Raw genomic sequence first — 26,998 nt, 5'->3', positions numbered from 1 at the left:
CTTATCCTAATGCCACATCCAAAATCATCATAACTGTGAAACCAACCATTGCACCTATCGTTGCTATATCTGTTTTAGAGCCACCTTCTTCTCTTTGAGCTTCCGGAATAAGTTCTTCAATAACAACATAAATCATAGCTCCAGCTGCAAATGCTAATGCATAAGGTAGAATTGGTCTCATTGTAATGACGGCAAATGCGCCTAGTACACCAGATATCGGTTCAACTATACCGGACGCTTGACCATACAGAAATGCTTTCTTTCTTGAAAATCCTTCCCGCCTTAATGGAATAGATACTGCAGCACCTTCTGGGAAGTTTTGCAAACCAATACCAATGGCAAGTGCAACTGCACCAGCAATACTAGCCGTACCTATCTGCCCACTTGCTGCTGCACCAAAAGCAACACCAACGGCAAGCCCCTCTGGTATATTATGTAGTGTAATTGCTAAAACTAACAAGACTGATCGTTGCCACTTAGTTTTTATTCCCTCTGCTTCTGAAGTATCAAGTCCCATATGTAGATGAGGGAGTAGTTTATCAATCAAATACAGAAAGCCTCCTCCTGCTAGAAAGCCTATGGCTGCTGTAAGCCAAGCTGTCTGTCCAAGCTCTTCTGCCATATCTATACCAGGAGCTAGAAGTGACCAGAAACTCGCAGCAATCATTACCCCTGCAGCAAAACCTAACATACCGTTAAGTACGGTTTTATTTATCGTCTTAAAAAAGAACACCATTGAAGCACCAAGGGCTGTTACACCCCATGTAAATAATGTTCCGATTAATGCTTGTACTATTGGGTCATATTGTGAAATCCAGTCTATCATAGAAGCCTCCTCATTTGTCAGCTATAAATTTTATTGAATCATATTGAAATATATTATCATTTAACTACACTATAACAGACTTCCTCATAAATGACATTACATACAGAAAGAATCTCACCAACGTTGCTCATAGCAACCGAAAATTTTAGGTAAGAATAACTCACAAGTAAATTTTCAAATCCGATAACTGCTTAAAGGCCTTTTTTTAGCCGCGTTATTAAGGCCTTTTACCGGTAGTTGTTTCTCAACGCTCCATATAGCTCTGACAACTCAAACTTCTTTCTCGTAAACGGTAAAACTTACAAAAGATAGTATACCCCTCAATAACCTTCTTTACTAACTCACCTGAATAATACTGTTCAGAAAGCATTTCGAAAGTTTTATCTAAGTTGATATTATATATTTCTTTTGTTTCTAAGATTTCCTTCAAGTTTGAATTATAGTCCATTTCAAAATCAATGATCTCTTTCTTTCCTGAAACTTCATCAACACTAAAGACGCAAATAATAGCCTTTCATCTTTATATCCTAATAAGGCATCAAATTGGGTTTCTGTTGCCGGCATTGATACTAGTTCATATACGCGATCCACATATTTTTTCATGACTCGCAATGACATGTACCTAGTCTTCATTATCAGCTCATAATACTTTGCAGATTCAGAAAATACTTCTCTCAAACCCAAACATGGAATCTTACTTTTCACTTTATACAAACTTCCTGTGATAGTCTTTGCATTTGTTCTACTGCCATCAGCTCGAATAATAAAAATATCACCTAATTCATTAAGTAGAAATGGATAATTCGGTTGTGGTTTCATATATACTTTATATATAACAAGACCAAACAAAGAAAAAACCACAAATTCACGCCCATAAGCCTCCTTACCAATCGAAAACGCATGTCCACCAATATCTGCCGCAGCATGTATATTTTCGCACAAGCTATTATCAACAACAATTTCAATTAGATCCGCATAACTTGGCTTATTCACTTTATTATCAATTATAAACTCTCTAACTTCCTTATACTCTTCTTGATAGACGTCAATGCTGTTAACACGGCAATAATACTCATAACATATTTTGGCAACCATTCGGAGCATTTCATTACTACGAAAAACATTTTCACTAAACTTGAATTGTCTGGTAACTTCCATTTCATTTCTGAATAGTTCTAGTTTCTCTTCTGTAAAGTTTTTACGTTTTTTGAAACCATCAACCAAACCGAATTGATACTTCTTAAACCCTCTTTCTCCTGTTGCAACACCTCTAAAGAAATCGGATTTCGTGGTGATTTTTTTAGAAAACAAGGTCCCCTCAACGTCTATTGTTGCTATTGTATATGGAATCTTCCCACTTTTACTATTCTTAATATCCAAATGATTTGTAATATCTCTTAAATCTTCTGATACTTTGCTTTCAAATCTTTTACTACATTTTTCATTACAAGATTTGCATACATTAGACCTACGTAGCTTCCCATTAGTCAAGAAATCTGGAACTATATCAGACTCAGTAATATTTTCTTCACTACCACAATATATACATGAAATTTTTGCTCTGCTCATAATGCCCCCTCTTGTTATATCGACTTTTAATATCCAGGATACTTTTCCCACCACTCTTCAGTATCTTGATGACCTCGATCTAAGTCAACCGCCATTTCAAATATAACTTGTGCCAACTCAACCTTCGATACCATTTCTACAGGAATAAAATCAATACCTCCATACACTCCTAAAACATTACCGGCAATAGCACCAGTACTGTCACTATCCCCATCATGATTTACAGACATAATCATGGCTGCTTCAAAATCATCTTCAGATTTCAATGCACAATACACTGCAATAGCTAATGCTTCCTCTGCAATCCATCCTTCACCAAGTTCTTGAATACACTTTAGACTGCTTCTATTTGTCTTTGATAACTTTATCGCTTTCTTCAATGCCCTTGATGTTTCCTCGTGATCTTTTACAGTCTCTAATTTTTTTACAGTATCTACCGCTGCATCTTCCAACCTATTACCTCTAACTAATAAAGCAATCAAATATGCTAATGCACCAGAAGCAATATAACCAGTAGGATGTCCGTGGGTCAAAGCAGCACATTCCATCGCCATACCGAATGCCATATCCGGTTCAAGAAAAAGACCAATAGGTGCAACACGCATTACACCTCCACAACCTTTGCTGTCATTTAATGGTTCTTGAATCGTTCCCATTCTATCTATACTCAAGGCATGTAAACACGTGTTGCCTGGTGCTCTCTGATTAAAAAGCCCCTCATGTTGAATTAACCATCCATCATAGATCCAATCTTTATCAGGTATCTCAGGATATGATTGTGTCCTCAACCACCTCAAATAAGCATTATTAACAACTGATGGTGCGTGGCAAATTCCTTTTCTTAACTGCCGTGTTTCTGCTCTTAATAATCCTTCTGCTGTAAATAGACTCATTTGTGTATCATCTGTTATCTCTGCAACACCATGACTATTTATCTGAAGGTTTCTTATTCCACCTTTGCCATATTTATTTCTAATTTGGTCGTATGAAAGGAATTCAACTGGCCATCCAAACGCATCACCAATTGCTCCACCGATCATACAGCCTTTTATTCTATCTAACTTCTCCATCATGCACCTTCTATCATATCAATCAATTTTTTACCTGCTGAATCAACGTTTTCTTCCAAGTCTATCTTAATTACATGGATAGAAACGGTTTGGTCGTAGTTTTCTATAGTGATCGCTCTTGAAAATTCAGCATCTGAATCGGTAAGTGCTTTAGGATACACTAAACATATTCTATTGCATTTATACCGAACACTATAAGCAAGCATCTGATAAATATCAGCTTGTGAAATCATAAGTTTTTCATCATCTTCAAGTATAAGTTTATATTTTGCATCAACAATCCTAATAACTTCACCGGCTCTCATAAGTGAAATATCTGGTCTAAGTTGAAGAAAGTGCTTCTTCTCAATTTTTTCCAGATAATCAATTGGTCCTTGGAATTTCACCTCTGTATTCTCTGTGATGTTTCTTTTCAGTAATTCAACTAGATATACCTCAAACAACTGATTAACCGGTATCATAAAACTCAAAATAGATACATCACCATCAGCCACTTTGGGGCTGTTATTGTAGTAAAAGAGCTTCGCCATATTAAAAGCTGTTTTGTATTTTGAGTTTTGTCTTGTAAATACAACACGATCCCATAGTTCATTGGTGATATTAGTTTTATCAATATCTTCCATCCATACGAGTAGTTGCTTTATGCCAACCCTATTTCTTTTTACCTTAGTCCTTGTTATTAGCACTTCTAAAATAGATTTAAAGACCCTGTTTAGTAATGTATTTTCATTGAAATCATCATAACTTACATAATGAAGATGTTTCCGAAAACTATTGTGTTTAATAGTTTCACCAAAATCCACTTTCCCTTTAATAAAACTCTGGTTTTCTAATCGATTATTATAGCCACGATTAATGTCTCTTTGTATCTGCTTTGTAAGCTCCTTTATAAAAATGCTAATATAAAACTCAAGCAAATCATTATTGAACTGTGAAATATTCTGTGCGTTCGGAATTTCTCTAATACTTTGATATTTCGTAAAAGATAACATCTTCAAAATAGTACCAAAGGATTTTTCAATTTCTTCTTTTTCCTCTAGTCCAACAGCAATTTTAGGGTATACAAGAAGTCTTGTTTTATTTATCTGAATAAACCCGATATAGTGTTTTATTAGCAATTTGCCATCTGCTTGAACAATCACATTGTTCTCACCAATGACCTTCCGCATTTCTACCAAATCCAGTAAATTTTGTTGGCTTAAATTAACCTTCATTTGGCGATCTTCAAATACACGGATTATCTCTGTAGATGAATTGCTATTCAGCATTATCAAATCCTTTATACACATTTTGAATTTGTTTTTCAAAAGGAGAAAGTCCGTCTGCATCCGGTGTTTTTGATAACTTGAGAATATTACCGTTATCATCATAGAATGCTTTACCAACAACAGCCCTCATGGTTTCAACATCGTTATAGAAGTACTCACTTAATAATGGCAATATTTTATAGTACCAAGTCTGATAAAAGTTGCCTAAGGATTCAATTCCCATAAAGTATGCATGTCCTACTCTGTGATCTCTGTCATAGTATGCCATGATTTTCTCATTCATCGCATTAAGCAATTTAACAAGGTCAATTGTGTCGTTAACTACTGGATTGTCATATCTTGCAATGACTGACGCATCTGGTTCAACTTCAACAAAAGTGAAACGTCTACGGAGTGCTGTATCTATTGCTGCAATTGATCTATCAGCCGTATTCATCGTTCCAATGATAATTAAATTAGCCGGTACGGTAAACTCCTTTTTTGAATATGGTAATACAACCTTCAGCCTACCTCGTTTGTCCTGTTCAATCAGTGTTATAAGTTCACCAAAAATCTTTGCGATGTTACCCCTGTTAATTTCGTCTACTATCATATAGTAAGGTTTGATTTCCTTCTTGTCATCGAAGCTTTGCTTTTCTTTACTATTCAAAGTTATGATTTCAAGAACATCAGGGATTGAAACTCGATTTAACTGGTACACAGTTTTCATGGTTAAGTTTTTATACCCATTATATGCGTGTATGTTTATCGGGTATGTTAGGTCTTTAAACCATTGAACTTCTCTACGTTGCTTATAGCTTGTATATTTTGTATCATATCGGTAACCACCAGTTATTACCCCGACCATGCGTATGGTTTGTTGACCATCATAGACAAATACTATGTCTCCAATCGTCATGTCATTAACAAAAGCATTTACAGTATTAGCATTTTGTGTCGGTTTATTACCATAATCACTTTCATCACCAAGAGCTGCTAAAATGTCATCATAATCCATGTCACTTAGGTCATTATCCTCTAGCCAACCAATGGCTATATCATTACTCTTAATGCATTCATTAAAAATATCATCTGATTTTCTTTCACCTAGAGATACTTTCCAAATAGAACTTTCTGAATGAATCATATCCACATGTTCTGCGTTATTTTTACGTTTTATTAACTCTTTTTCAGCATTAATACAATGCTCTTTAAAAAGACCATTTTCTAATTGATAACCAACATTGCTTCCTTCCGCATCATTCAATACCGGTCTGATACCTTCGATAAACTCCTCATAGCTATATGACTGATGGAAAGTTACAGACTTAACCCGTCCTTCTGCTTCAGCTACAGCATAATTGCTATTTGATTTGTATGACTTTTTCTCATAGTAATCAATAATATTTTGAGTAGCATAGGTCTTACCGGTACCTGGAGGACCATATAAAATAATATTGGGGTTGAAATTAATTAAACTTGCAATTTCTTCATGTTGTTCATTTTCTTCTTCAACAGTATCATCTGCAATAATTTGGCCTTTTACAGCATCTGAAGACTGACTAGTCTTAGATGTTCCAGAACGCTTTCTGCCAACTAATAAATTATCATATAACTTTATGGCATTGGATACCTTCAAGTATCCTTTCGTCTCAAGTTCATCAATTAAAGTCGTTAAGAACTTTCTTTTCTTTACTGCTTGGTCTTGAATTGAATAATCGTACAGTTCACGTATTGTATACTTACCATCCTCTGCATTTCTATCTTCATACAGTTCATTCAGTTCTTTGTATAACACAAATTTATCGTCTTCAAAGCGATCTATACTTACTAGCCTCATATCTTCAGAATTATCAATAGTGACACGAATATCACCTTCTTTAAATTTGATTGAGGTATTATCATAAGCGATATAAATGTTTATGCTTCCAGATATAAAATCAATATCTTCGGGCTTTGGACAACCTTCTCGTTCCTTAATACGGATAAATCCGAGATTCTTAACACTCTTAGTTACTTTGTTTACAAGATTCAAATCATGCTCAAAATACTTATATTTTGTAAAGTTATTCGATACACTTACACCGTCAAATTTCTTGATGTCCTCAAATTGAAGATATCCTTGTTCCCTTCTTTCCATATCGGCATTGCCTTGAACATATTCCTTTGCTCGCCATAATCCAATAATCATTCCATCATAAGCAGGAAATACATAATCACCCGGCTCTAAACCGCCATACCAGGAACCACCTTCTGGTCCTGCTGCATACATTTTCTTTTCGATTTGTTCTGGATATTTTGTACTGAACTTTCCTAAAAATATTCTCATTTCAATTCACTCCCCTTCATGTAAATTATCTCTGTATCAGTTACGTACAAAGACTAAATCCCACTTTTCTTGAACTTCTTCTTTATCAAAATATTTTTCAAATTGCTTTTCACTAATACCATAGCCAATGATTCCTCTGGCACGAGATAAGGCTACGTACACTAATTTTGAATATTGTTGTATTCTACCTATCTGAGTCTGATGCTTTCTTATCTTATCGATACGAGTTTTTATACCTCTATCTTTACCACTTTCAATTATCTCAGCTATCTCTTTCTCCAATGTTTTGATACACTCATTTTCTGCTCTAAGTAATTCAGCGACACTCGCTTTCCCAGAAATACATTTTTCTAGAATATCTGACTCGAACTTACCATCGTAGTATGATTCAAGAAAAAAAGTAATATCGTGCGTTTCTCCTTTTACTGAATGCACCGTACCTACAACCGGTTTAATTTCCTTAATCGCACATTCTGAACACTTTTCTTCACTTATCTCCAATAAGTCTTCATTTAAGAAAGCAGGTAATCTTGATACATCATTTATAATTTCTGAAATCTGAGTTTTCTCATAACCAAAGCCTGAAAGAAGTAACTTGAGAATATTCTCACATTCTTTTATTGCTCCTTCAGTATCTTCTTTATTATATGAATCTAAAATACTGTAAATAAACGCCTTAAATTCATCATTATATAACCCCTTATCTTTAATGACTCTTCTAATGTTACCTCTTGTCACAATCTGACCATTAAAATGAGCCTGTTCATAAAAAAGTACCCACCCAAGCCAACTATAGATTTCCATAACAAGCTTATAATTATTTTGGTTATCTGCATCATGACTCAAATTATTTTCATGCATATACAGGTATTTCGGACAATACTTTTTTAAAGTTAAATGGTCTTTTTCATGCTTTTTACGCCATGCCACCACTTTATACCCGCTTTTAACACTTATCTTGCTATTGTCAGGATGTGTCTCAATATATGTCTTAAATGCTTTGATAGCTTCACATTCACAGTTATCCTCATCAAAAACAATCATCACTGGTTTATAGTCACTGTTATCCGCATTTAAACCAGCAATTTCTACTCCATCCATTCCAAATCTTGATGCTAGTTGGGCATTTTTCTTTGATAGTCTGTAACTTCCGTGTATTGTTATAGTATTGGCACGTGTAGCCCAGATATTATTTTCGTATACTATATTGCTATAGATTGCCTGATTATTATCTCCTAATCTTTGAAAACATACGTCCGGTGTATTGAAAATCTCAAGAATCTTATACTGATGCTGTGCCATATCTTGCATTTCATCAACAAATACAAAACCAAATCTTTCTCTTAGAATGGAACAGATTGAGTTATCACGTACTATATATCTATAAGCAAAATAGTATGCATCATCAAATTGTAATATGCCCTTTTTCCAGATTGAATTCTTAAATTTAACGAGTGATTTATAACTCTTTCCAGAACTATCTTTTAGCGGAAACTTCTCTACTTCTCCATCAATATGTTTTATAAGCTTATTATCCTCATTCAATCTCAAACTTTGTAATAAGGCTAATGGTTCACGTTGGTTTTTCAACCAACTTGCTAACGCATATCTAGGCATAACATTATATTTAAACTCAACAAACTTATTATAATTATCAGCATCTATAGATACTACTTTTACCTTTGAACAACTTTCGAAATATGGTACTGCAAGAAATTTATTTACAAAACTCTGAATGGTTCCTATAAAGTTGGGGTACGAAAATAACTTAGGGCAATGCTTCTTTAGGCGATCATTAATTTCATCAACTGCTGCATTTGTATGTGATAAGACTAGCACTGAACGACCACTTCTCAAAGGTAAGTATTGCTCCAATATCACTAATTTAGCAAGTAATAACGTAGTTTTCCCAGAACCGGGTACTGCTTTCAAATCAAGAGTAGTAAAGTCGCGTAGGTATTTTCTACGCTCTGAGTCAAAGTGCATGCCATCAGGAAGTATAACTTTTTCAGCATATTCAATTGTTTCATCGCTCACTACTATCTCATCACGAACATGCATTTTTTATCGCCTCATATATGTGCTTCATACTTTCGTCAGTTCTAAGTGCTGATATATCCATCTCTTTCTTATCTTCAGTCAAAGTTTTAACCATTTGATAAGCGATTTCAGACTTATTTAAAGACTTTTTATACAACTTTTCTGCCAACTGTAACTCTTTGTCATCGTCCCAATTACCGTTAAGATGTACTTTCTTCACTGTATTTACAAACAATTCACCTAGCACTTCAGACTTCATCAAACACCATTCCAAAGTCCACTCTTCAGCAACATAAGCTTTTACATCATCAGTATACTTTTCCTTAATTGCAATTACAGCTGAAGCACACTCTTTTTTATATTGTTCATCATCAACTTTTGTATATTCTTTATTTGAATTCACTATTTCTTCACTATACGCTCTTACATCACAATCTGTAATCACTGAAATATTCGTTCCCATACTTCTTCCATCTTTCCTTGAAAATACACTAAAATAATTTTCAAATCCAAGATTAGAAACATTAATTACAGTAACCTCATTATCAACAAGATTAAAACCTATTCTATCTGCAATTATTGGTATTAAGAGTTCCTCACTCCATCCCTCAACTAGGACTAACCCCTTAGCAAAGAACATACTCGACCTAGTCACATCTAAAAATTTATCCAAAAACACATATTGAGCTTTAGTCAAATTAGTATATTTATGTCCCATTGGAAATGCACTGTTATTTCTGCAAATTATCTGGTTTTCCAATGGAACTTTTGATGCCAAGTTAGGACTGTGTGTTGTTAAAATCAGTTGCGTTTTCTCTAATTTCAACAGGCTCCTTATAACCTTAAGCTGAACTTGTGGATGTAAATGCGCTTCAATCTCTTCAATCAGCCCAAGACGTAGTCCTGTCCAGTCCTCTTTACTTAAATGGACTAGCTCCGAAGCCATAAAAAGTCTGTTCAATGAGCCAAGTCCAGGATTAATCGAATTCGAAAACGATAGTTCTAAGCTCTCAAGTATTCTTCTCATTTGCGCTGATGATGTTGACAGCTGAGTAGATTTTGTTGTCTCAAAGAAATTCCCTATAGTATTATCAATGCTTTTTTTTAGTTCTTTACCATATTGATCATCAGTTAATGGATTCCCTTGGCTATCCTTACCGTCGAAATAGGATTCAATCGCTTCATTAAATTCTTTGTAAATATTAAGGAGAATATGATCATCTCGATCTTTAAATGCTCTATGTTCTGCAAAGATCTGTGATAATCTTGAATTCCTCTTTGGAATTAACTCTGCTCTCGCATCTCTTAACGGTCTTAGATAAGTTGCCTTTAAGTATTCTCTTGCATCAGCTGGTAAAATTCTTCCATCACCAACACCCGCTCGTACATCTGATGATTTAATTTTTCCCTCTGATTTGCTCGCAGTAAATGATAAATGTAACTCATTCACTGCATCTTCTTCACTAAAAACTGTAGTTAAGTATTCAGTGAAATGCTTCGCTTCAGAAGCAACAAAGCCTTTAATGCATAATTCTATACGCAACTCATTTGTATCATCGTAAAAATCATCTTCATTCAATCTAATCCAGTCATTACTAGATGTTTTAAGTACCGTTTTAATCGCATCTACAATTGCTGTCTTTCCTGAATCATTTTCGCCAGTTAACAAATTTAATCCTTCTTTGAAATCCACACTTAAATCAGGTTCACTTAAGTCTATTTCACCTTTGCTTCCATATCTTCTAAAATTCCATAATTTTAAATGTGATAAATACAAACTACTCCCCTCCTTTTGATTTTCTGTTTCAATATCAACGTTTAGTCTTCATCATTTATCTGCAAAATACATCAAATATTAATCTAATAGTTCCCAATACTCGGGATTTATCTTGCACTGTTCCTTTAAGTACATTTTTCTCCATAAATAATTATCTCTGTCATGATTATTCTTACAATGTTCAGTAAATATCTTTGTCATATCGGCGTTTAGAAACATAAAATAATCTCTACTCTTTTGATTGCTCATCATACTCATCAACGAAAATCCATATGTAGAATAGTTAGAAACTCCTGAAGTACCTCGAGGTAGTGCATCTGCGATTTCTTTAATAGTAAACAGTTTGGTTGGCTTAATCTCATTTAACTCACAATGTTCTAAAAAAGCCTTAAACAGTTTGTCGGCATTCTTATTATTATTTATATACTCAATCTTGTATTTAAACTTAGACATCTTTGCCTCCCTATTCTGCTCATTATCCTTACACTTTTCTTTGACGATATAATTATTGATTTATTTTTCAACTAGATCCAAACTGATCTTATCAATTAACCTGTTATAGCATAACGCTTCTTTTGTTGCACGCATCATCCCCTTAATCTCTGCAATTTCTGCTATCCATGTCAAATCTGATAAATCGGTATGTTCAATTTTTTTTACATCCTTCAAGCGATTACCATTTGTCGAATTATCTTTTCTTGTAACTTCTTCTAATTTTAAGTCTTCTTTCTCCGAGTAAGCCTGCTTTAATCTGATAATATCATCAGATTTATTACTATTCTTCTTTAAGTCATTTAATGTGCTTTCATCAAAAACAGCTGTTATAGGTAAATAATTGAAACAATCCGCAAAGACCCCATCTACTCTATTTAGACCAAACTTATTAGTTATATTGAAGGGATGCACAATCTCTGGGTATACAGTTATCAATACTTTGAGAACGATTAATGTGATATCTTCGAAATCTTTAACCCAACGATTAACCATCTCCTTTGAAATTAATCTCGCATCATTTGTTCCTGATTGCTTAGATACACTTTCATTCAAGTATGGTGTATGTGAATAACTACATAGCATCTTATATTTCTTTTTAATGTCAAGATCCAAATTATTAAAATACGGATAATATGACTTCTTAAAGAATGCTCTGAGTTTACCAAAACCAAAACTTTCTTTCTCTTTACCCGTTTCTGTCCACTTGTATTGAATATGGTTATCTTTCTTCTTAAAATACACATGACGCAATAACAACTCCAGCGCAGGACGTAAAACCGCATACGATGCATGATATTGTCCATTTATTCCACATAACACAGCTTCTCTAATAGCCTTCAGACTTTCATAAAAACAATAATTACTTGACAAGCATCTTGGGTCTTCTTCTATACTAATATTAACTAAATCTTCAAACTCATTTATAGAAGCTGCTATCCATGCTATCTTTTCATCCATACCCTTTTGATACAAATAATGTAGTATTTCATTCCCTCTAGCAGTTATTTCGACGTCGTCATTTATATAAAACACTTCTCCGAGTGTTGGATGTCCTTCAATAGATGTCCTTAAACAAACTAACTTAGTATATTCACTCACAGTATCCCTCTTTCTTCGTGCAAACCATTACATCTCAAATGCATTTTTCTTTACTCCGGTTGCAAAATATCCAATTAGCTACTTCACTTGTGTATAAATTTTTATATCCGGGTTAATTATGATTATAGATTGTAAGTTTACCATCAAATACTATCTAATCGTGTTACTTCTTATCTCCCTTTAGTTTAATGAGTTTGAGCATCTGCTCCAAATCTGAATTATCGTTTGCATGCATCAACGAAGGACTTATATTGTATATTGACTTAACATAATCATAGATATATTCACTAATAGCTATACTATCCTGAATATCTTCTGTATGCATACTAAGATATTCAATTAACTCCTTTTCTTCGCCATCATGAAGAGATACACCATACATCATAAATACATACTTTTTGAACAAACTATTTCTCATCTTTTTCTGCCTTTACCTTAATCAACTTCAACATTTGTTCCAAATCCGAATTATCATTCGAAAATGTTAGTGTTGGTTTTAACCCCAATGTATTCATTAAGTAGTCTAAAATCAAATTTTTCAATGAGTTCAAATCACTAATTTCATCGACCTTTCCAAATAAATACTGAATCAACTTCTCCTCTTGTTCATCCGTTAAAACCACTCTAAACAATCTAACAATGTATTCTTTAATCATACGCTCACCTATCCATTTCCAACTTAGCTTTAATAAGTTAAATATCTGTTTAAATCATATCGTTTATGTTAAATGTAATTCTTTTCAATCCTCTTAGAATCCGTTATCAGTCCATGCGTTGTCTAGTATTCCTTTGTGATGATGTAAATACTTGTCAATAAACTTGTCAATATTTTTTAATCTATGCCTTTTAAACGGAGTATATCCTGGAACTTTATATACACGATACAAGTTTTTTATACTGTTATAATATTGTGGTTGCATTTTAACAAAATCCAACACTGAAACACTAACATCTTTTCTTATATAATCCTCCGCTATATATGTTCCTTCAATAACTTTCGAGCAGAACTCATCTAGCTCATTATAAAAGCTGACAGCATTATTGAATATTCTTCGTATAATTTTGGCATTGCTCCTCTGAATAACTCTAATCTGATCTTCAGATATATTCTTTTTATCGATATCATCTAAATCTTCAGCTTCACTTAAGACTTCAACAAACATTTCTTTCTTAATCATAACTTTTGAAAAATCATTAGAGCAATTCATTCTATCAATTTTCAATTCGCTTTCTTTTTCTTTTTTTTCTATTTTTGCCTTCCAAACTCTATCATTGCTATTTCTACGCCTTTCCGCAATATAGTTTAAAGTAATTGTAATAATTGCACAGGCTAACGTAGTCCAGTTAAAAATCTCATTGCTCATTTCTTCACCCTTATCCTTGTTATTCATCTATACTCAGCATACTGTTAGTTATTTAACCACTCTTTCAAACAGTTAACTACAATGCTATTGGTTGCTTGGCACCTAATACTGCCTTCTTCTGTAGCTGTCATAAATATCCCTGAAATTTTATTGCACATAGGAATATCATTTTTTTCCTTGCTCCTTGTTTCATAGTGAAAACTATCATCCACAAGTACAAGAGTTGCTATTTTATTGGCAACAGCGTATTGCAATGCTCCAGATTGATATCCACTAGTAGAGAAAATCATGGACTTATTAGCTCTAATATCATATGCTTTCGAATGCAATGCTAACAACTTTTCTCTTTCAACTGGTCTTCCATATCTTTTACATTCGATTGCAACAACAATTTCTGCCCCTCCTAATATCGTTAAACTTGCAATAGCGTCAAATTCATATTCACCACTATTACCTTCTACTTTCTCCAAATGCTTTACTTCAAAATTATTTAGGCCTATAGATGACTTCCTTAACCACTCTACAACTTTCAGTTCAAAGTCTTTAGCTGAAAGACTTAAAGGTTTTTTTGGATTCCAAGGCGATTTAGCATTTCTATTCATGTCCCCTCCAACTATATGTGTCTTCCAAATTTTCGCTTCAATCTATGTTACTGCATTATTTGACATAATGTTTTCAGGTCATTCTTAATTTCATGACTTATCTTATCCCTACCCATAGTCTCAAAACATCTCTAACTTACCCATACAATCTATTTGCATCAATCTCAAGTCCTGATGACTTCATTTCCTTCATAAGTTCCGCTTGCCAACCACCTGCATTATCCATCCCAATATAAACTACACCTGAAATATCGTTTGGCTTTTCAACATTTGACTTCACAAGAGCGCAAACATTGCTACGACCTATCTTCCCCATTAAAAAACCATGTTCAAATACAACGTTCTGCCTGGCTCTTGCTTTTAAATCTGTTTCACCTTTTAATCCACCAACATCGCATGGTGTATATAGAACAATACCAAATCCCACATTAGTATGTTCTTCAATTTTTTCAATAATTGTCTTGCCAGAACTGGCTTGTTCATGCAAAATAATTGCTTCCAACCCTAACTTTTCAACAAATCTTGCAACTTCAACTTTTGCAAGATCATCCCTTCCATGTACTATAAATACTTTTGAGTTATCCATAAGTATCTCACCTTTCTCCGCAATAATAATATCGTCATCTTGCCATATGTAAAAAGTACCATTTAAATTAATCGGCTTATCAGCAGGTTCAATAGTAAAGTTAACAACATCATGTCCTTTAACCTTCTTTGACCATCTGACTTCTACATTTGTTTTACCATCCAGTCTTTTGAGACTTTTTTGTAAAAGTTCTTCTATATGTATGTCCTTACTTACACCAGTTACTTCAAATTGTATGCCTCTTGGACCTGCTCCAAAAATAATATGTCCTCCATTTGAATTTGCAGAAGCTGCGACCAACTGGGCCAGTTTCTTTGACGAAACTGGTGTTTCACGAACATATATATTGTTGAACTTTAATTCTGTTAGTTCCTCCAATGGGTATAGCATCATCTATTTTCACCTCTTTACTCTATAGAGTGGTATTCTATTTATTCCTGTCACTTTCAGTATTCTACCAAATGTAATCTTTTCCGGTATATCAACATCATTATCTACCCATAGTTCCACATCTTTATTATAATCTAAGTAGTCTTTTTCAGAATCATAGAAAATAATAATCTGTTTATAATCAGAAGGTCTTATAATCAAATAAACTTCCTCACCATTTTTTTCAATGGCGAATATTGTTCTTGCTCCTGGGATGGGTTCTAAAGTTGTGTAATCATATTCCTGTAAATTCTCTTCTAAATGCGTGCACACATTTTTAATTGACCGATCAATAATCTCTTGTACATAGTGAAATTTCTCTTGATTAACTTCTGAGTCATGAGTAAATGTATCTGCAAATTTTTTCGATTTAAAGGCTTCTTTCAGTTCTTCCTCAGAAGTAATTCCTAATTGCGCTAACATATCCTGATCCAGGACAATTTTATCTTCTTCCTGATCCAGACTTATGTTGTTACTCATTATAACCTCAACTGCTTCCTCTATTGTGCTACAACCTGTTTTCTCAAGCAGTTGATTGTTGAGTTCATCCCATTGTTCTGCCTTTTTAAAGCTTTCCATAATCTCTTTACCAGATAACAATCTATGCCTTTCTGGCCACAAATCAGTAAATAAACCCTCTGCAACTTCAGCGTAATCCTGAAACCATTGCATCAAAATTCTTAAAGCATATTTTGTTTCACTACTCTGCTCAAATTCATGCATTGCAGTTCTAACAAGTGATGTAATCTTTTCAGCCACTTCCTTATTGTTGATTTCTCTAGAATGTGGTATATCTATGTCAAAATTTATATCAAGAAGTTCTTCTCGATAATCATATCCCAACAACATACATATTTCTTTTAGTTCATCATCTATCTCATCATCTAAAAATAATTCCTCTTTTTCCTTCAGTTCCCCCATTTGATTAGGAAGTATTGACTTAGTATTAAGATGTGAACTGTACTCATACGCTGTTAGGGATTCAATCAATGTCTTAAGCCACAAAATACATTCTTGCTCTGTTTGAAAGCTTAGGTATTGAGAGAGCATTTCTATATTGTTTTGTGCCATTATTATATTCGTAATATCATCAATAAGATAATTATCTGCATATTCCCAAATCTTATGATTCCAATGGATTAATTTTTTTGTTTCTCCAAATGTATCGCCATAGACTTTTTTACACAAGTCAATAATGTATCTTCTTTGCTCTATCGTTTCTCTTTGCTCAGAATATAAAGTGGCTATTTTTTTAGAAATTTGTATTTTACTATCCCAATCTAATTCCTCAAGTTGATTGTTAATTTCTGCGGCAATTCCCTTTGTCGTTTTACCACTGAATTTCAAACCTTCAGGTAAGTAGCATACTTTATCCAAAAGAATCTCTCTGCAATCATGCCCCATATCAGCCGTAATGTCCTTTAAGGCATTGTCAATGCCTTCATCTATATATAGATCAGAATATCTAGTAAAAACACCATTCTGGTTAGGTATAATCACTAGCTTCTCTGCAATAATTTCCTCAACAATTTTTTCGTTGTTTTCAGCCATCTTAAAAACTGCTTTTAACCATTTATAAACATCTACATTATTAAGTTGAGTTGAAAGCTCATTTATTGTTCCTAAATCTTCAATAACCCTTAAGATATAATATATATCCAACTTCTTTAAATCTCGCCAAATAGCACTATACCATTCATGCAATTCATCTTCTCTTGTCAATGGCTCACCCGTCAGATATGAAGTCAGCTTATACAAGCTCTCTCTTGTATTTTTCGAAGTTGAAAATGGTATCAATACATTTGTTTTCTCATTGCTAATAATACTTGTCCTATTACCTTTTCTATCATCAACTATTTGACTACTGACTAAGTAATTTCTTATAGGAATCTTAACATTTTCAATCAACCATTCATTGTCAATCCAATCCACATTAATACTACTATTTGCATATTTAACAGGTACATAAAATTTACGCCAGCCGCAACTCGCGGTAGAATTGATAAAATCCTGTGCTACACTTACAGCTTTAATCAAAATTTCTTTGTTTTGCGATACTTTATCTTCATCCTTGTCAGTTAAGAAGACACCACTTCTCGGCTCGTTAGGATTAAAATGTCCAGAGTTAATGATAAAAGGAAATGGAAAGTTACCAGAGCCAATAAGTGGAAATGTACAAAACAACTTTGGCAGCTTATAATCTGATCCAACAAATGCATAGCCATCTTCAGTAAGCTCCACTTCGGCAGCTAACAGTAAATCTGTACCTTGCTTTGTAGTTATAAACCTGTTGCTTAATGTATCTCTTTCACTCACTTGAATGGTAGCTCTATTAACTGTTCCATTTCCTAAGACTGATTCTTCAGTTAGTTCAAATATCTTATTTGCATGAATGATATTTACAGTCCTGATTTCTTTAACAAAGGTCAATACATACGGAATTAAATGTTCTAAATCGTCAAGACCTTTTCTTGCTACTTCAAGCCCTATATCATTAAGCTCATATGTAAATTGAGTTTGGTACACGCCATTGTTATAAAAAGCTTCTTCTGCTTCTTCAACCGCCCTCAATTGAGCCATAGTTATATTAATAGAATCAGTGATTGACTGAAGCTCCCTTCCTGACCTATCCAATGTCACTTCAAAGGGCTTACATTCGCCTTCTGTATTTTTCAGCAATCCTTTTAAATGTACAATTTCTGATAATAAATGTGTCGTCAAGAAACCTGTCCCGAATTTACCTGTAGTATTGATTTCTTCCTCAACTAGAGTTGTATCTCTTTCTTTACTAGAAACTTGCTCAATCAACGACACAATATTTGACGATGTAAATGGTTTTCCATTATGCATAAAAACAAGATGGTTGCTATCCTCATGTAAATCTATTGCAATATCTATTTGTCCTGAAGAGCCTGCAACATCTCTTGCATTTTGAAGTAGTTCCCAAATCCAACGTCTTGATACATCCTCATTCGATGTCAAACGAAGTTCTTCCATTTTATCCAATATTTTCGTTGCTACTGCTCTATTTTTTGATTCTTTTTCAGCCTGTTCTAAGTCCTCAATATACCCCATATTACTACTCTCACCTCTAATTCATTTCATTATCTTTAATAAACATTCTACGTTGGTTACAAAACATGAGCTTCATCAGCTATCATGAAATCTATATTGAATCTATTTCGATAAGACGTTCCTTTATTTCAATAGTATTCACTTCATCAAAATTGTAATTAAATATCGAGGCAATAATAATTTGATGATCACTAAAGTCCCTTTTAAGAATATCCATCATCATCTTTACATTTGCTTGATCAACCTCTTTACCACTTGGCGAATCTAGTAAGATAGGTAATTTAATACCTAACACGTCTTCTATTGCGATAATATATGCAAGTCTGAACGCAAAAGCTGTTTTGTGCAAAACTGCACCTGACAGTTCCTTCAAATTTGAAGTGAACAAGTATGTGGCTGGTATTGTCTCTTTATCGCCTAAACCAAGTTCCGTCAAGTACTTAATTACACTATTTGAAATCGATGATACGACTGTATTGCTAATTTTCGTTAGCTTGTTAATTTCATCTTTTACCTTCTTCCGCTCTTTTTCACGGCTATCAATTTCACGTTTGATTGCAACAGCATTCATTGGTATACTCGAAATTCTATTGTCGAATACTTCAAGAAGGCTTGCTGACTGAAAAAACTCTAACTGCTCGTACTCATGATTTTTCTCCTTATAAAGGTTTTCAATTTGAGTAGATACTATAGAAATTTCAGATGCTACCATTTTACGTTTTGCACTCAATAAATCAACCGCATCACTCAATCCAACAATATTACCCTCAGTTACCGGAAAAGTAGTACCATCAGGTGCTTGCACCAGAAGCTTCATATCAGCTACAAAATTCTTAAATCGTTTATTATCCTCCAAAGTATTGTCAATTCGCTTTAATTCTTTTCTTAACCTCTTTTTTGTTAATAGTAATTGATTAATTGCTGATTCCGTTTGTTCTTCATAACTGTCGGTAATAACACTTCCTGAATCTACTTCGATGGATTTTTGATATTGAGATATGCTAAATATCTGTCGGTATCTCGACAGTTCACGAGTCAGACGTGCTTCTTTTTCAATTAACTCTTTACAGTCGCGACCTGACAAACCTCTTATTAATTCCTCAATATTAAAATGAATACTACCAATAACAACACCTCTGTTAAGCAACGTCCATCCCTTTTCTTGATCAACGTAGAACGCACCTAGCAAATTTTTGATAATCTCTGGATTATCTGTCCCAAAAATCATTGAATGTAACTCATTTAGCTGATTCGGAAGAACAAAAGTATGCTTCTGTTCTTTAACCACAGCCTCTATTAATGTGTCACTCAAACGTAGCAACTTCATCTCACCACTGGTTTCTGTGTTTATTACCATTTCTATATCACAATGATTAAATTTTATTTTTTTTGTATTGGGAATATTGTAGCCTAGTCCATACAATATAAATCTAAGTAGCGTAGTTTTTCCACGGCTGTTTTTTTCGCTATGAATCAGATTAACATTGCTTGACATTTTCACCTCCCGATGAAAAAGACCTTCTCTAAGAACAACAGAACTCAGAATCATAACTTCACCCCCTGTTTAATCTTGTCTATAGCTCGACGATTTCTTACGATGTTATAAAGAATTATTTTTGTTAAACCATCTCTTATTTCTTCATCAAGACCATTCAGATCAAAATCATCAACATAATCCTTCCACTTTTTGCTACAAACTCTATACACTTATCTGATTGCTTCCCTGCTGTTTTAAACTCGTTATAATCATACAAAACCCTTATAAAGAATTCGCAACGTTCTGAACAAGATTCAATTACATCGCCATACTGAAAAACTATCTCGTCATATGTACTTGGATCAAAAGTATCCTCAAATGCTTCATCACAGCGTTTTAGATCAGTTGCAATTATAATGATTGGCCAAATCACATCTTTCTTTTCTAATTTGATACTTGCATTCTTTTTTGTACCATTTTGAAATACGTCTTTATGCCACACATTCAATAATTGCTTACCCATACCAGGGATGTTTAGGTTCAAATCTCCTATGAAATCATCTACAACCTGCTTAACTACTTTATATCTCTCAATCTCATTATCCGTTTCAAATGGCAATATCTGAATCATAAATTTATCTAGATCCAAAGGTTTATCGATATCCGTTACATATTCATTTATCAAGCCCTTCGCCGTTTCTGGAAGAGACGAAAAATCTCTGTGTGCTGATCCTATAAAAATATTCCGTGATACATCATCATTAAATGGATTTGGCGAATTAGTTATCATTATTAATTTCTCTGATTCAATGTTCAAGCTACCTTCTGATAATGATGAAAGAGATTTTTTCAAGTTCGTTCGAACATTTCTGAAATCCTCGCTACTACGGACAACTGATTTTGCCTGCGCTAAGATATACTTACCGTCCTTCAAACCCAATTCAATATCTTCATAGTTTCCCTCTAATTGAAGCGATGATAATTCTTCGATGTTTTCTATCATAAGTACAATTGCTGCATTTACTTGAAAATCGAAACCAAAAACCACGGCATCTGCACGCCTACTTCTTGCCATTTAATCACCTTCTTCCAAACGTAGATAATATTGCACTTAGCACCTACAACTTTAAATGTATCAACTAACATATTTCTAATGCGTATATCACTTATCAGTTTTAGGACCTCGTTTCTTCTGCTCAGGTTTAGTTGCTTCTTTTGGTATAAACCAAGCATTTCCATGCTTAAAAGCACCTTTAATTCGTCCTTCAGAGCATAATACTTGTACTCTCCTTGATGATATTTCCCACTGCTCTGCAGCTTCCTTAATCGTTATAAAATCCATGGAATCCTCCTGTTAACTCCCTAACGAAAATTATATTCCTTATTGCGAATAAAATCAAACATATTTTATCAGCATATGCAAAATAAATCCCCAAAAGCACATAAAATAGCACTTTTGAGGATTTACAATTTCTTACAATATTCACTCCATTGAATAACACGCTTTTTTACTATGAATCGTCTTACAATCCACTTCTCCTTCCAATACACTTCGATTCTTTTTTAATTGACCTAATAAAGATGGTCTTCCCACCTGTTCACTCTGTTTCTCTCTTTCATCCAAATCACCATTAGTCATTACATTTGAATCACGACTATCACTATCAAACCGATCAATAACACCATCTAAATCAGTATCTTTATCAATCGTCAGTATCTCCTCCATAGCTTCAACCCGCTCTATATCCACATCGTCAACACTAACAAGAGATTCAAAGTCTAAATGTTGCAAGCCAAACTCATTCATATCCTTCAAACTATCGTACTTATCCTGATGAACCATCACTTCATCAAGGTAAGTAGTAACTGTATAGTTTTCCAAGTCAACTCTTGCTTGAATTTCATGCTTTTCATCCGGCGTAGTCGTATAGGCTATATCTATAGAACTCAAATCTTGATCATCAAGTGACTCAATCCCACTATCATACTCTGATACCATAAAATCAATTAAATAGTCTTTTGCTTTATCAAGTTCTGAAACTATTGTTAAGGTTTCACCAGACTCAGCCATATTAAGTAGATGATCTAATTCAGACAATCTAGCAGTTTGTGTTTTCAGTTCCTTATCATGTGTAAATGGCTTTTTTACTTCAATTCTTGCACTATCAAGCTGCTGCTTAACTCCTTCCAGTTTTTCCATGGCTGTCTCCTTCTTAGTTTCCAGATTATCTAGTATATTATCCATTCTGGTGATATTACCGAATGTATCTGATCCCAATACTACTCTGTGGGAAATATCACCCTTCAGAAGTAGATTAAACTGGTTAAAGAAGGCATCATAATTTAAATCCATTTTAAAGCCACGATATTCTCCAATCTCTTTTGCCACGCCACTCTTAACCTCTCTACAAGCACTTAAAAGGGCTTTTCCTGCTTCTTCTTTCTCTAATTGAGTATAATCTACCCCTAATACCTTCATGCCCCTAAAAGAGCGTTCTCCATTGGTAGACTCATTCGTATTCTCTCTTGCAATAACTGCATCAGCCGAATAACCTTTAATTGAATTTTCGAGGCGTTTTATTTCATTTGGAAAATACTTTATAATCTTATCTTCAAGAGCATACTTATTGCTAAGATAGTTCGAATGCATCATCTTCAACTTACTTACTTGAACATCTAAATCCATCTTCTCCTTAATCAAAGGGTTACCTGTAGCCAAGGCCTTGATTTCAGCATAAGATAAGGTGCTTTCATCAACATCTTCTGCACTTCTTACTGGTGACTTACTTGTCATGATCTGACTAATAAAACGTTGCTTATTCTCCACAAGCTGCCAGAGGTATGAATCAAATGTGTTTTCAGTTACATACCTGAAGACCTTAACTTTAGGATTTTCATTACCTTGTCGTATAAGTCTTCCTGACCGCTGCTCCAGATCCGCCGGTTTCCAGGGACAATCGAGATCATGAGTAGCAATCAACTTGTCCTGTACATTGGTGCCGGCACCCATTTTCTGTGTTGATCCTATTAAGACTCGAATATCACCACTACGAACTCTGGCAAATAGTTCGTCCTTTTGCCTTTCGTTCTTAGCGTCATGTATAAAGGCAATCTCCTTCTCAGGAACACCTTTTTCCACTAACTGCTCTTTTAAATCATCATATACATTGAAATCTCCATTACCTTTTGGTGTTGATAAATCGCAAAATACTAACTGTGTTGATTTATTCTCTTTAGTATCATCCCACACACCAAAAACATTGTCAGCGCATTTAGCCACTTTACCATTCTCATCTCTTGGTAACATTGGATTCATTAGTCTTTGATCTAGAGCAAGCTTTCGTCCATCATTGGTGATCTTCAACATATTATCTACTGATGAATCAACCAGTTTAGACCGGACCATATCAGCTCTTTCAGATAAGCTCTCGACCATTTCTACCTGATAATTACTTGGGCTAATAACACATGTTTCAAACTCTGCTTCTGGTACCGGTAATTTAAGCATATCAGCTGTCTTAATATCAGCTACTTCCTTAAACATATTCATTAACTCGGGAAGATTGTAAAACTTGGAAAACCTAGTCTTTGGTCTATACCCAGTACCTTCAGGGCTTAACTCAATAGTAGTTGTTGTTTCACCAAATGTACTTGCCCAAGCATCAAAATGTTCTAAGTTCTGACTCTTAAGCATTCCATATTGAAGATAACGTTGCATGGTGTAAAGTTCTGTCATACTATTCGAAATAGGCGTTCCTGTTGCAAATACAACCCCCTTACCATTAGTAATCTCATCCATGTACCGACACTTCATAAACATATCTGAAGATTTCTTTGCTTCACTTTGACCAATACCGGCAACGTTACGCATCTTAGTGTGTAAGAACAGGTTCTTAAATCCATGGGCTTCATCGACGATGAGTTTATCTACACCTAATTCCTCAAAAGTAACTACATCATCCTTTCGACTCTGGTCATTTAGTTTCTGCAATCTAACAGTTAATGACTTCTTAGTTTTCTCTAGCTGCTTAATAGAGAAACGTTCACCACTTATGGCTTTTAGGTCTGCAATCCCTTGAGTAATTGAATCTATCTGACGCTCAAACTCCAGTTGTTGTCTTTCAACACTCATTGGAATTCTTTCAAATTGACTATGCCCGATAATGACTGCATCATAATCTCCGGTGGCAATACGACCACAGAACTTTTTCCGGTTCTTAGGTTCAAAGTCTTTCTTCGTTGCTACAAGAATATTAGCTGATGGATATAGCTTTAAGAACTCACTGCCTATTTGTTCAGTTAAATGATTTGGTACAACAAACATGCTTTTTTGACTTAAGCCCAATCGCTTGCTTTCCATTGCACTGGCAATCATCTCAAAGCTTTTCCCTGCACCAACTGCATGGGCAAGTAATGTATTCCCACCATACAACGTCCTGGCAATTGCATTCTTTTGATGCTCACGTAATTGGATAGATGGGTTCATACCCTCGAAAGCAATATGCTGTCCATCAAACTCTCGTGGTCTTATTGAGTTAAATCTTTCATTATAGGTTTTAACTAGCCTGTTTCTTCGTTCCGGTTCTTCCCATATCCATGATTTGAATGCTTCTTTGAGTGCGTCCTGCTTTTGACCGGCTAACATTGTTTCATGCTTGTTAAGTACTGACTTCACTTTACCTTCATCATCAGTCACACGATCATACACCCTCGTATCTCTAAGGTTTAGAGCATCTTCAATAATCTTATAAGCATTCACCCGATCAGTACCATAAGTCATATTGGCTTTGATATTATTCTTATCAACTGACTTGCCTTCCACATTCCAATTAGCTGAAAATGCTGAGTAATGTACTTTAATATCCCATTTAGCATAACCCGGTGTATCAAGGGTTTCAAAGATGAACTTTTCAACATCCTTTGGTGGCAACCAAGTAGCTCCAAGCCTAACATCAATATCCGTTGCATCCAAATCTTTTGGAACAACTTCTTTTAATGCTCTAACATTATATTCATATGTGATCGGATCTTGTCTTGCTGCTAACTCTGCATCTTGTAATTTATCTCTAACATTACCTGATAAATACTCGTCAGCATTTATATATTCTTCTACATCATCATTTGATTCACTTCTTGGGTTCTTAAAGATAATCCCTCTAAGATCATTAGCAATGTCATCTTCTGATAAGTCTGTAAGTTCTGTCATATATGCCATATCTATTTTTGCTTTTTCTGCTATGGATATAGCAAGAGCTTCTACAGCAGAATCTACATGAGTAGGTACTTCTCTTTTCTTAATTGTCCTTTTTGAGAACATATCTGTTTTACTGACAGTATCATGTTCTACATCCACATTCTCTAAAGAACAAATTAGAGCATATGAAGTATCTTCTCCAAACAGTCTTGAATTCTTCTTGCTATTAATATGACCGTATTTCTCGACAAACCGGTCGTATACTTCGCTAAGTCTTGCTTGACCTTCTCTGATTTCTTCATCAGAATATTCTTCCATTTGAAGACGTATCAGCTCACGTGTTGTATCTCTAATCTCAACTAAACCCTTAATCCTTGGAATATCATTATCCTTGATATCAGGCTTAACCATAACAGAGTTTTCTCTAAAATACAGTTCCCCATCCACAGAAGTAAAACTAAAGTTCCTAACATTCGGATCTGCAGGTATTGAATCATCTTGTATCTCAACGTATGTTTCAATATCAACATCATCAATAAACCCTGTTATATTTGCTACCGCTTCTGAAAGCTGGTCTTTTAAATCAGCACCCTGAATAGGCTTACAAGTACTTGCCATTCCAAACCTTGTAGATTCCATTTCCATAGTACCCATAATCATTTCAGGATGATCTACGAAATATTGATTCATACTGATTCCATTGTCATCCATACCAAGATGTACCCAATCCGGTTCAATCTCAATTGGACGTTCTCTTTTCTTTAAGAAAATAATATCTGACGTAACTTCTGTGCCGGCATTAGACTTAAAAGCATCATTAGGTAATCTAATAGCTGATAAGAGTTCAGCCCTTTTTGCAAGATACTTTCTAACATTAGAACTCTTCTTATCCAGTGTTCCTTTTGATGTGATAAAAGCAACCACCCCACCTGGTCGTACTTTATCTAAAGCCTTAGCGAAAAAGAAGTCATGAATTAAGAAGTTCTCTTTTTCATATCTCTTGTCGTACACCTTGTAATCACCAAAAGGCACGTTACCTATAGCAACATCGATGAAATTATCTGGTACCGATGTCTCTTCAAAGCCATTGATTTCAATGACTGCATTCTGATATAGTTGTTTGGCAATTCTACCGGTTAAGTCATCTAATTCAACACCGTAGAACTTGCTGCCATTTAAAGCTTTTGGAACCATCCCTAAGAAGTTTCCTGCACCACATGAAGGCTCAAGAATATTTCCTTGTTTGAAGCCTAGCATTTGTAACCCATCATACATGGCTTCAATAATTGTTGGAGATGTGTAATGTGCATTCAAGGTGGATTCTCTTGCACTTTTATACTCATCATCTGTCAATAAACGCTTAACTTTACCATAGGCTCCCATTGCCCAAGTTGATGTAGGCTCTTCCTCAAATACATGAGAAAGACCTCCCCATCCAACATATTTAGATAATATTTCTTGTTCTTCTTTAGTGGCTAGACGATTTTCGCTTTCTATATACTTTAATGTTCTTATGGCATCAAGATTATAATTCAGTTTGTCATTATTCGTACCATTGCCTAGATTATAATCTGTAATCTGAAAATCCATTTTTTCAGGCTTTGATGGCTCTATTGAAAGGTCTTGCTTTTCTAGTCCTGATATCAATCCATCAATCTCACCTAAATCTCTATCCGGTTCGAAATGCTCTTTGAGTTTACTGATTGCCTCCAGAACATTTGGATTATCTTTTGTACTTCTAACATAATCCAGAGCAAACAATTCCATTCTTCCCCGGTCCACTAATGAGACTTCAAGAGGGAACTCATCACCATCATAAA

18 protein-coding genes and 1 pseudogene are annotated in these 26,998 nt (G+C 34.5%); all 19 read right to left on the bottom strand.

Annotation, left to right across the window (positions count from 1 at the left end; translation table 11 throughout):
• Position 1: 1 nt before the first annotated feature.
• Positions 2–826: a ZIP family metal transporter gene (locus PATL70BA_RS15615; protein ID WP_125138253.1), complete on the bottom strand. Its 825-nt coding sequence runs from the start codon at positions 824–826 to the stop codon at positions 2–4.
• A 426-nt stretch (positions 827–1,252) separates the two neighbouring features.
• The gene (locus tag PATL70BA_RS15610; RefSeq protein ID WP_125138252.1) at positions 1,253–2,395 is read right to left on the bottom strand and encodes a hypothetical protein; all 1,143 of its coding nucleotides are present in this window, start codon (positions 2,393–2,395) and stop codon (positions 1,253–1,255) included.
• Positions 2,396–2,421: 26 nt separating this feature from the next.
• Positions 2,422–3,468 (bottom strand): ADP-ribosylglycohydrolase family protein, encoded by a 1,047-nt coding sequence (locus PATL70BA_RS15605; protein WP_197715771.1) that lies wholly within the window; start codon positions 3,466–3,468, stop codon positions 2,422–2,424.
• Complete coding sequence (locus PATL70BA_RS15600; protein WP_172596290.1) at positions 3,465–4,733, bottom strand: McrC family protein; 1,269 nt, start codon at positions 4,731–4,733, stop codon at positions 3,465–3,467. Before PATL70BA_RS15600 ends, PATL70BA_RS15605 begins: the two co-directional genes overlap by 4 nt.
• Entirely contained in the window at positions 4,723–7,041 is a 2,319-nt protein-coding gene (locus PATL70BA_RS15595; protein WP_125138250.1) for an AAA family ATPase, read from the bottom strand. The genes PATL70BA_RS15600 and PATL70BA_RS15595 overlap by 11 nt, the downstream gene beginning before the upstream one ends.
• Before the next feature lie 36 nt (positions 7,042–7,077).
• Positions 7,078–9,102 (bottom strand): UvrD-helicase domain-containing protein, encoded by a 2,025-nt coding sequence (locus PATL70BA_RS15590; protein ID WP_125138249.1) that lies wholly within the window; start codon positions 9,100–9,102, stop codon positions 7,078–7,080.
• Positions 9,089–10,858, bottom strand: a complete 1,770-nt coding sequence (locus PATL70BA_RS15585; RefSeq protein WP_125138248.1) for an ATP-dependent nuclease — start codon at positions 10,856–10,858, stop codon at positions 9,089–9,091. Before PATL70BA_RS15585 ends, PATL70BA_RS15590 begins: the two co-directional genes overlap by 14 nt.
• Before the next feature lie 78 nt (positions 10,859–10,936).
• The gene (locus PATL70BA_RS15580) at positions 10,937–11,311 is read right to left on the bottom strand and encodes a hypothetical protein (RefSeq protein ID WP_125138247.1); all 375 of its coding nucleotides are present in this window, start codon (positions 11,309–11,311) and stop codon (positions 10,937–10,939) included.
• A 60-nt stretch (positions 11,312–11,371) separates the two neighbouring features.
• Positions 11,372–12,451 (bottom strand): hypothetical protein, encoded by a 1,080-nt coding sequence (locus PATL70BA_RS15575; protein ID WP_125138246.1) that lies wholly within the window; start codon positions 12,449–12,451, stop codon positions 11,372–11,374.
• 163 nt (positions 12,452–12,614) lie between these two features.
• A complete protein-coding gene (locus PATL70BA_RS15570; protein WP_125138245.1) occupies positions 12,615–12,869 on the bottom strand; it encodes a hypothetical protein in 255 nt (84 codons plus the stop codon).
• Positions 12,859–13,107, bottom strand: coding sequence for a hypothetical protein (locus PATL70BA_RS15565; protein WP_125138244.1), 249 nt, complete (start codon positions 13,105–13,107; stop codon positions 12,859–12,861). The genes PATL70BA_RS15570 and PATL70BA_RS15565 overlap by 11 nt, the downstream gene beginning before the upstream one ends.
• 93 nt (positions 13,108–13,200) lie before the next feature.
• Entirely contained in the window at positions 13,201–13,842 is a 642-nt protein-coding gene (locus PATL70BA_RS15560) for a hypothetical protein (protein WP_125138243.1), read from the bottom strand.
• A 17-nt stretch (positions 13,843–13,859) separates the two neighbouring features.
• Entirely contained in the window at positions 13,860–14,417 is a 558-nt protein-coding gene (locus PATL70BA_RS15555) for a restriction endonuclease (RefSeq protein WP_125138242.1), read from the bottom strand.
• Positions 14,418–14,553: 136 nt separating this feature from the next.
• Positions 14,554–15,396, bottom strand: a complete 843-nt coding sequence (locus tag PATL70BA_RS15550) for a TIR domain-containing protein (RefSeq protein ID WP_125138241.1) — start codon at positions 15,394–15,396, stop codon at positions 14,554–14,556.
• Positions 15,397–15,402: 6 nt separating this feature from the next.
• Positions 15,403–18,507, bottom strand: a complete 3,105-nt coding sequence (locus tag PATL70BA_RS15545) for a sacsin N-terminal ATP-binding-like domain-containing protein (RefSeq protein WP_125138240.1) — start codon at positions 18,505–18,507, stop codon at positions 15,403–15,405.
• A 91-nt stretch (positions 18,508–18,598) separates the two neighbouring features.
• A complete protein-coding gene (locus PATL70BA_RS15540) occupies positions 18,599–20,056 on the bottom strand; it encodes an AAA family ATPase (RefSeq protein WP_125138239.1) in 1,458 nt (485 codons plus the stop codon).
• 103 nt (positions 20,057–20,159) lie between these two features.
• On the bottom strand, positions 20,160–21,059 hold the full coding sequence (locus tag PATL70BA_RS15535) for a hypothetical protein (protein WP_197715770.1): 900 nt from the start codon (positions 21,057–21,059) through the stop codon (positions 20,160–20,162).
• Positions 21,060–21,146: 87 nt separating this feature from the next.
• Positions 21,147–21,326 (bottom strand): helix-turn-helix domain-containing protein, encoded by a 180-nt coding sequence (locus PATL70BA_RS15530; RefSeq protein ID WP_125138238.1) that lies wholly within the window; start codon positions 21,324–21,326, stop codon positions 21,147–21,149.
• A gap of 141 nt (positions 21,327–21,467) precedes the next feature.
• Positions 21,468–26,801: pseudogene (locus PATL70BA_RS17175) on the bottom strand (helicase-related protein); the annotation flags it as partial.
• Positions 26,802–26,998 lie beyond the last annotated feature (197 nt).

The organism is Petrocella atlantisensis (assembly GCF_900538275.1).
Taxonomy (GTDB): Bacteria; Bacillota; Clostridia; order Lachnospirales; family Vallitaleaceae; genus Petrocella; species Petrocella atlantisensis.
This window is presented reverse-complemented; position numbering and strand designations above follow the sequence as displayed.

Bases quoted from the DNA above. Each gene is read 5' to 3' on its own strand.
- PATL70BA_RS15615 (WP_125138253.1), bottom strand. From the start codon at position 826: ATGATAGACTGGATTTCACAATATGACCCAATAGTACAAGCATTAATC.
- PATL70BA_RS15610 (WP_125138252.1), bottom strand. From the start codon at position 2,395: ATGAGCAGAGCAAAAATTTCATGTATATATTGTGGTAGTGAAGAAAAT.
- PATL70BA_RS15605 (WP_197715771.1), bottom strand. From the start codon at position 3,468: ATGATGGAGAAGTTAGATAGAATAAAAGGCTGTATGATCGGTGGAGCA.
- PATL70BA_RS15600 (WP_172596290.1), bottom strand. From the start codon at position 4,733: ATGCTGAATAGCAATTCATCTACAGAGATAATCCGTGTATTTGAAGAT.
- PATL70BA_RS15595 (WP_125138250.1), bottom strand. From the start codon at position 7,041: ATGAGAATATTTTTAGGAAAGTTCAGTACAAAATATCCAGAACAAATC.
- PATL70BA_RS15590 (WP_125138249.1), bottom strand. From the start codon at position 9,102: ATGCATGTTCGTGATGAGATAGTAGTGAGCGATGAAACAATTGAATAT.
- PATL70BA_RS15580 (WP_125138247.1), bottom strand. From the start codon at position 11,311: ATGTCTAAGTTTAAATACAAGATTGAGTATATAAATAATAATAAGAAT.
- PATL70BA_RS15570 (WP_125138245.1), bottom strand. From the start codon at position 12,869: ATGAGAAATAGTTTGTTCAAAAAGTATGTATTTATGATGTATGGTGTA.
- PATL70BA_RS15565 (WP_125138244.1), bottom strand. From the start codon at position 13,107: ATGATTAAAGAATACATTGTTAGATTGTTTAGAGTGGTTTTAACGGAT.
- PATL70BA_RS15560 (WP_125138243.1), bottom strand. From the start codon at position 13,842: ATGAATAACAAGGATAAGGGTGAAGAAATGAGCAATGAGATTTTTAAC.
- PATL70BA_RS15555 (WP_125138242.1), bottom strand. From the start codon at position 14,417: ATGAATAGAAATGCTAAATCGCCTTGGAATCCAAAAAAACCTTTAAGT.
- PATL70BA_RS15550 (WP_125138241.1), bottom strand. From the start codon at position 15,396: ATGATGCTATACCCATTGGAGGAACTAACAGAATTAAAGTTCAACAAT.
- PATL70BA_RS15545 (WP_125138240.1), bottom strand. From the start codon at position 18,507: ATGGGGTATATTGAGGACTTAGAACAGGCTGAAAAAGAATCAAAAAAT.
- PATL70BA_RS15540 (WP_125138239.1), bottom strand. From the start codon at position 20,056: ATGATTCTGAGTTCTGTTGTTCTTAGAGAAGGTCTTTTTCATCGGGAG.
- PATL70BA_RS15535 (WP_197715770.1), bottom strand. From the start codon at position 21,059: ATGGCAAGAAGTAGGCGTGCAGATGCCGTGGTTTTTGGTTTCGATTTT.
- PATL70BA_RS15530 (WP_125138238.1), bottom strand. From the start codon at position 21,326: ATGGATTTTATAACGATTAAGGAAGCTGCAGAGCAGTGGGAAATATCA.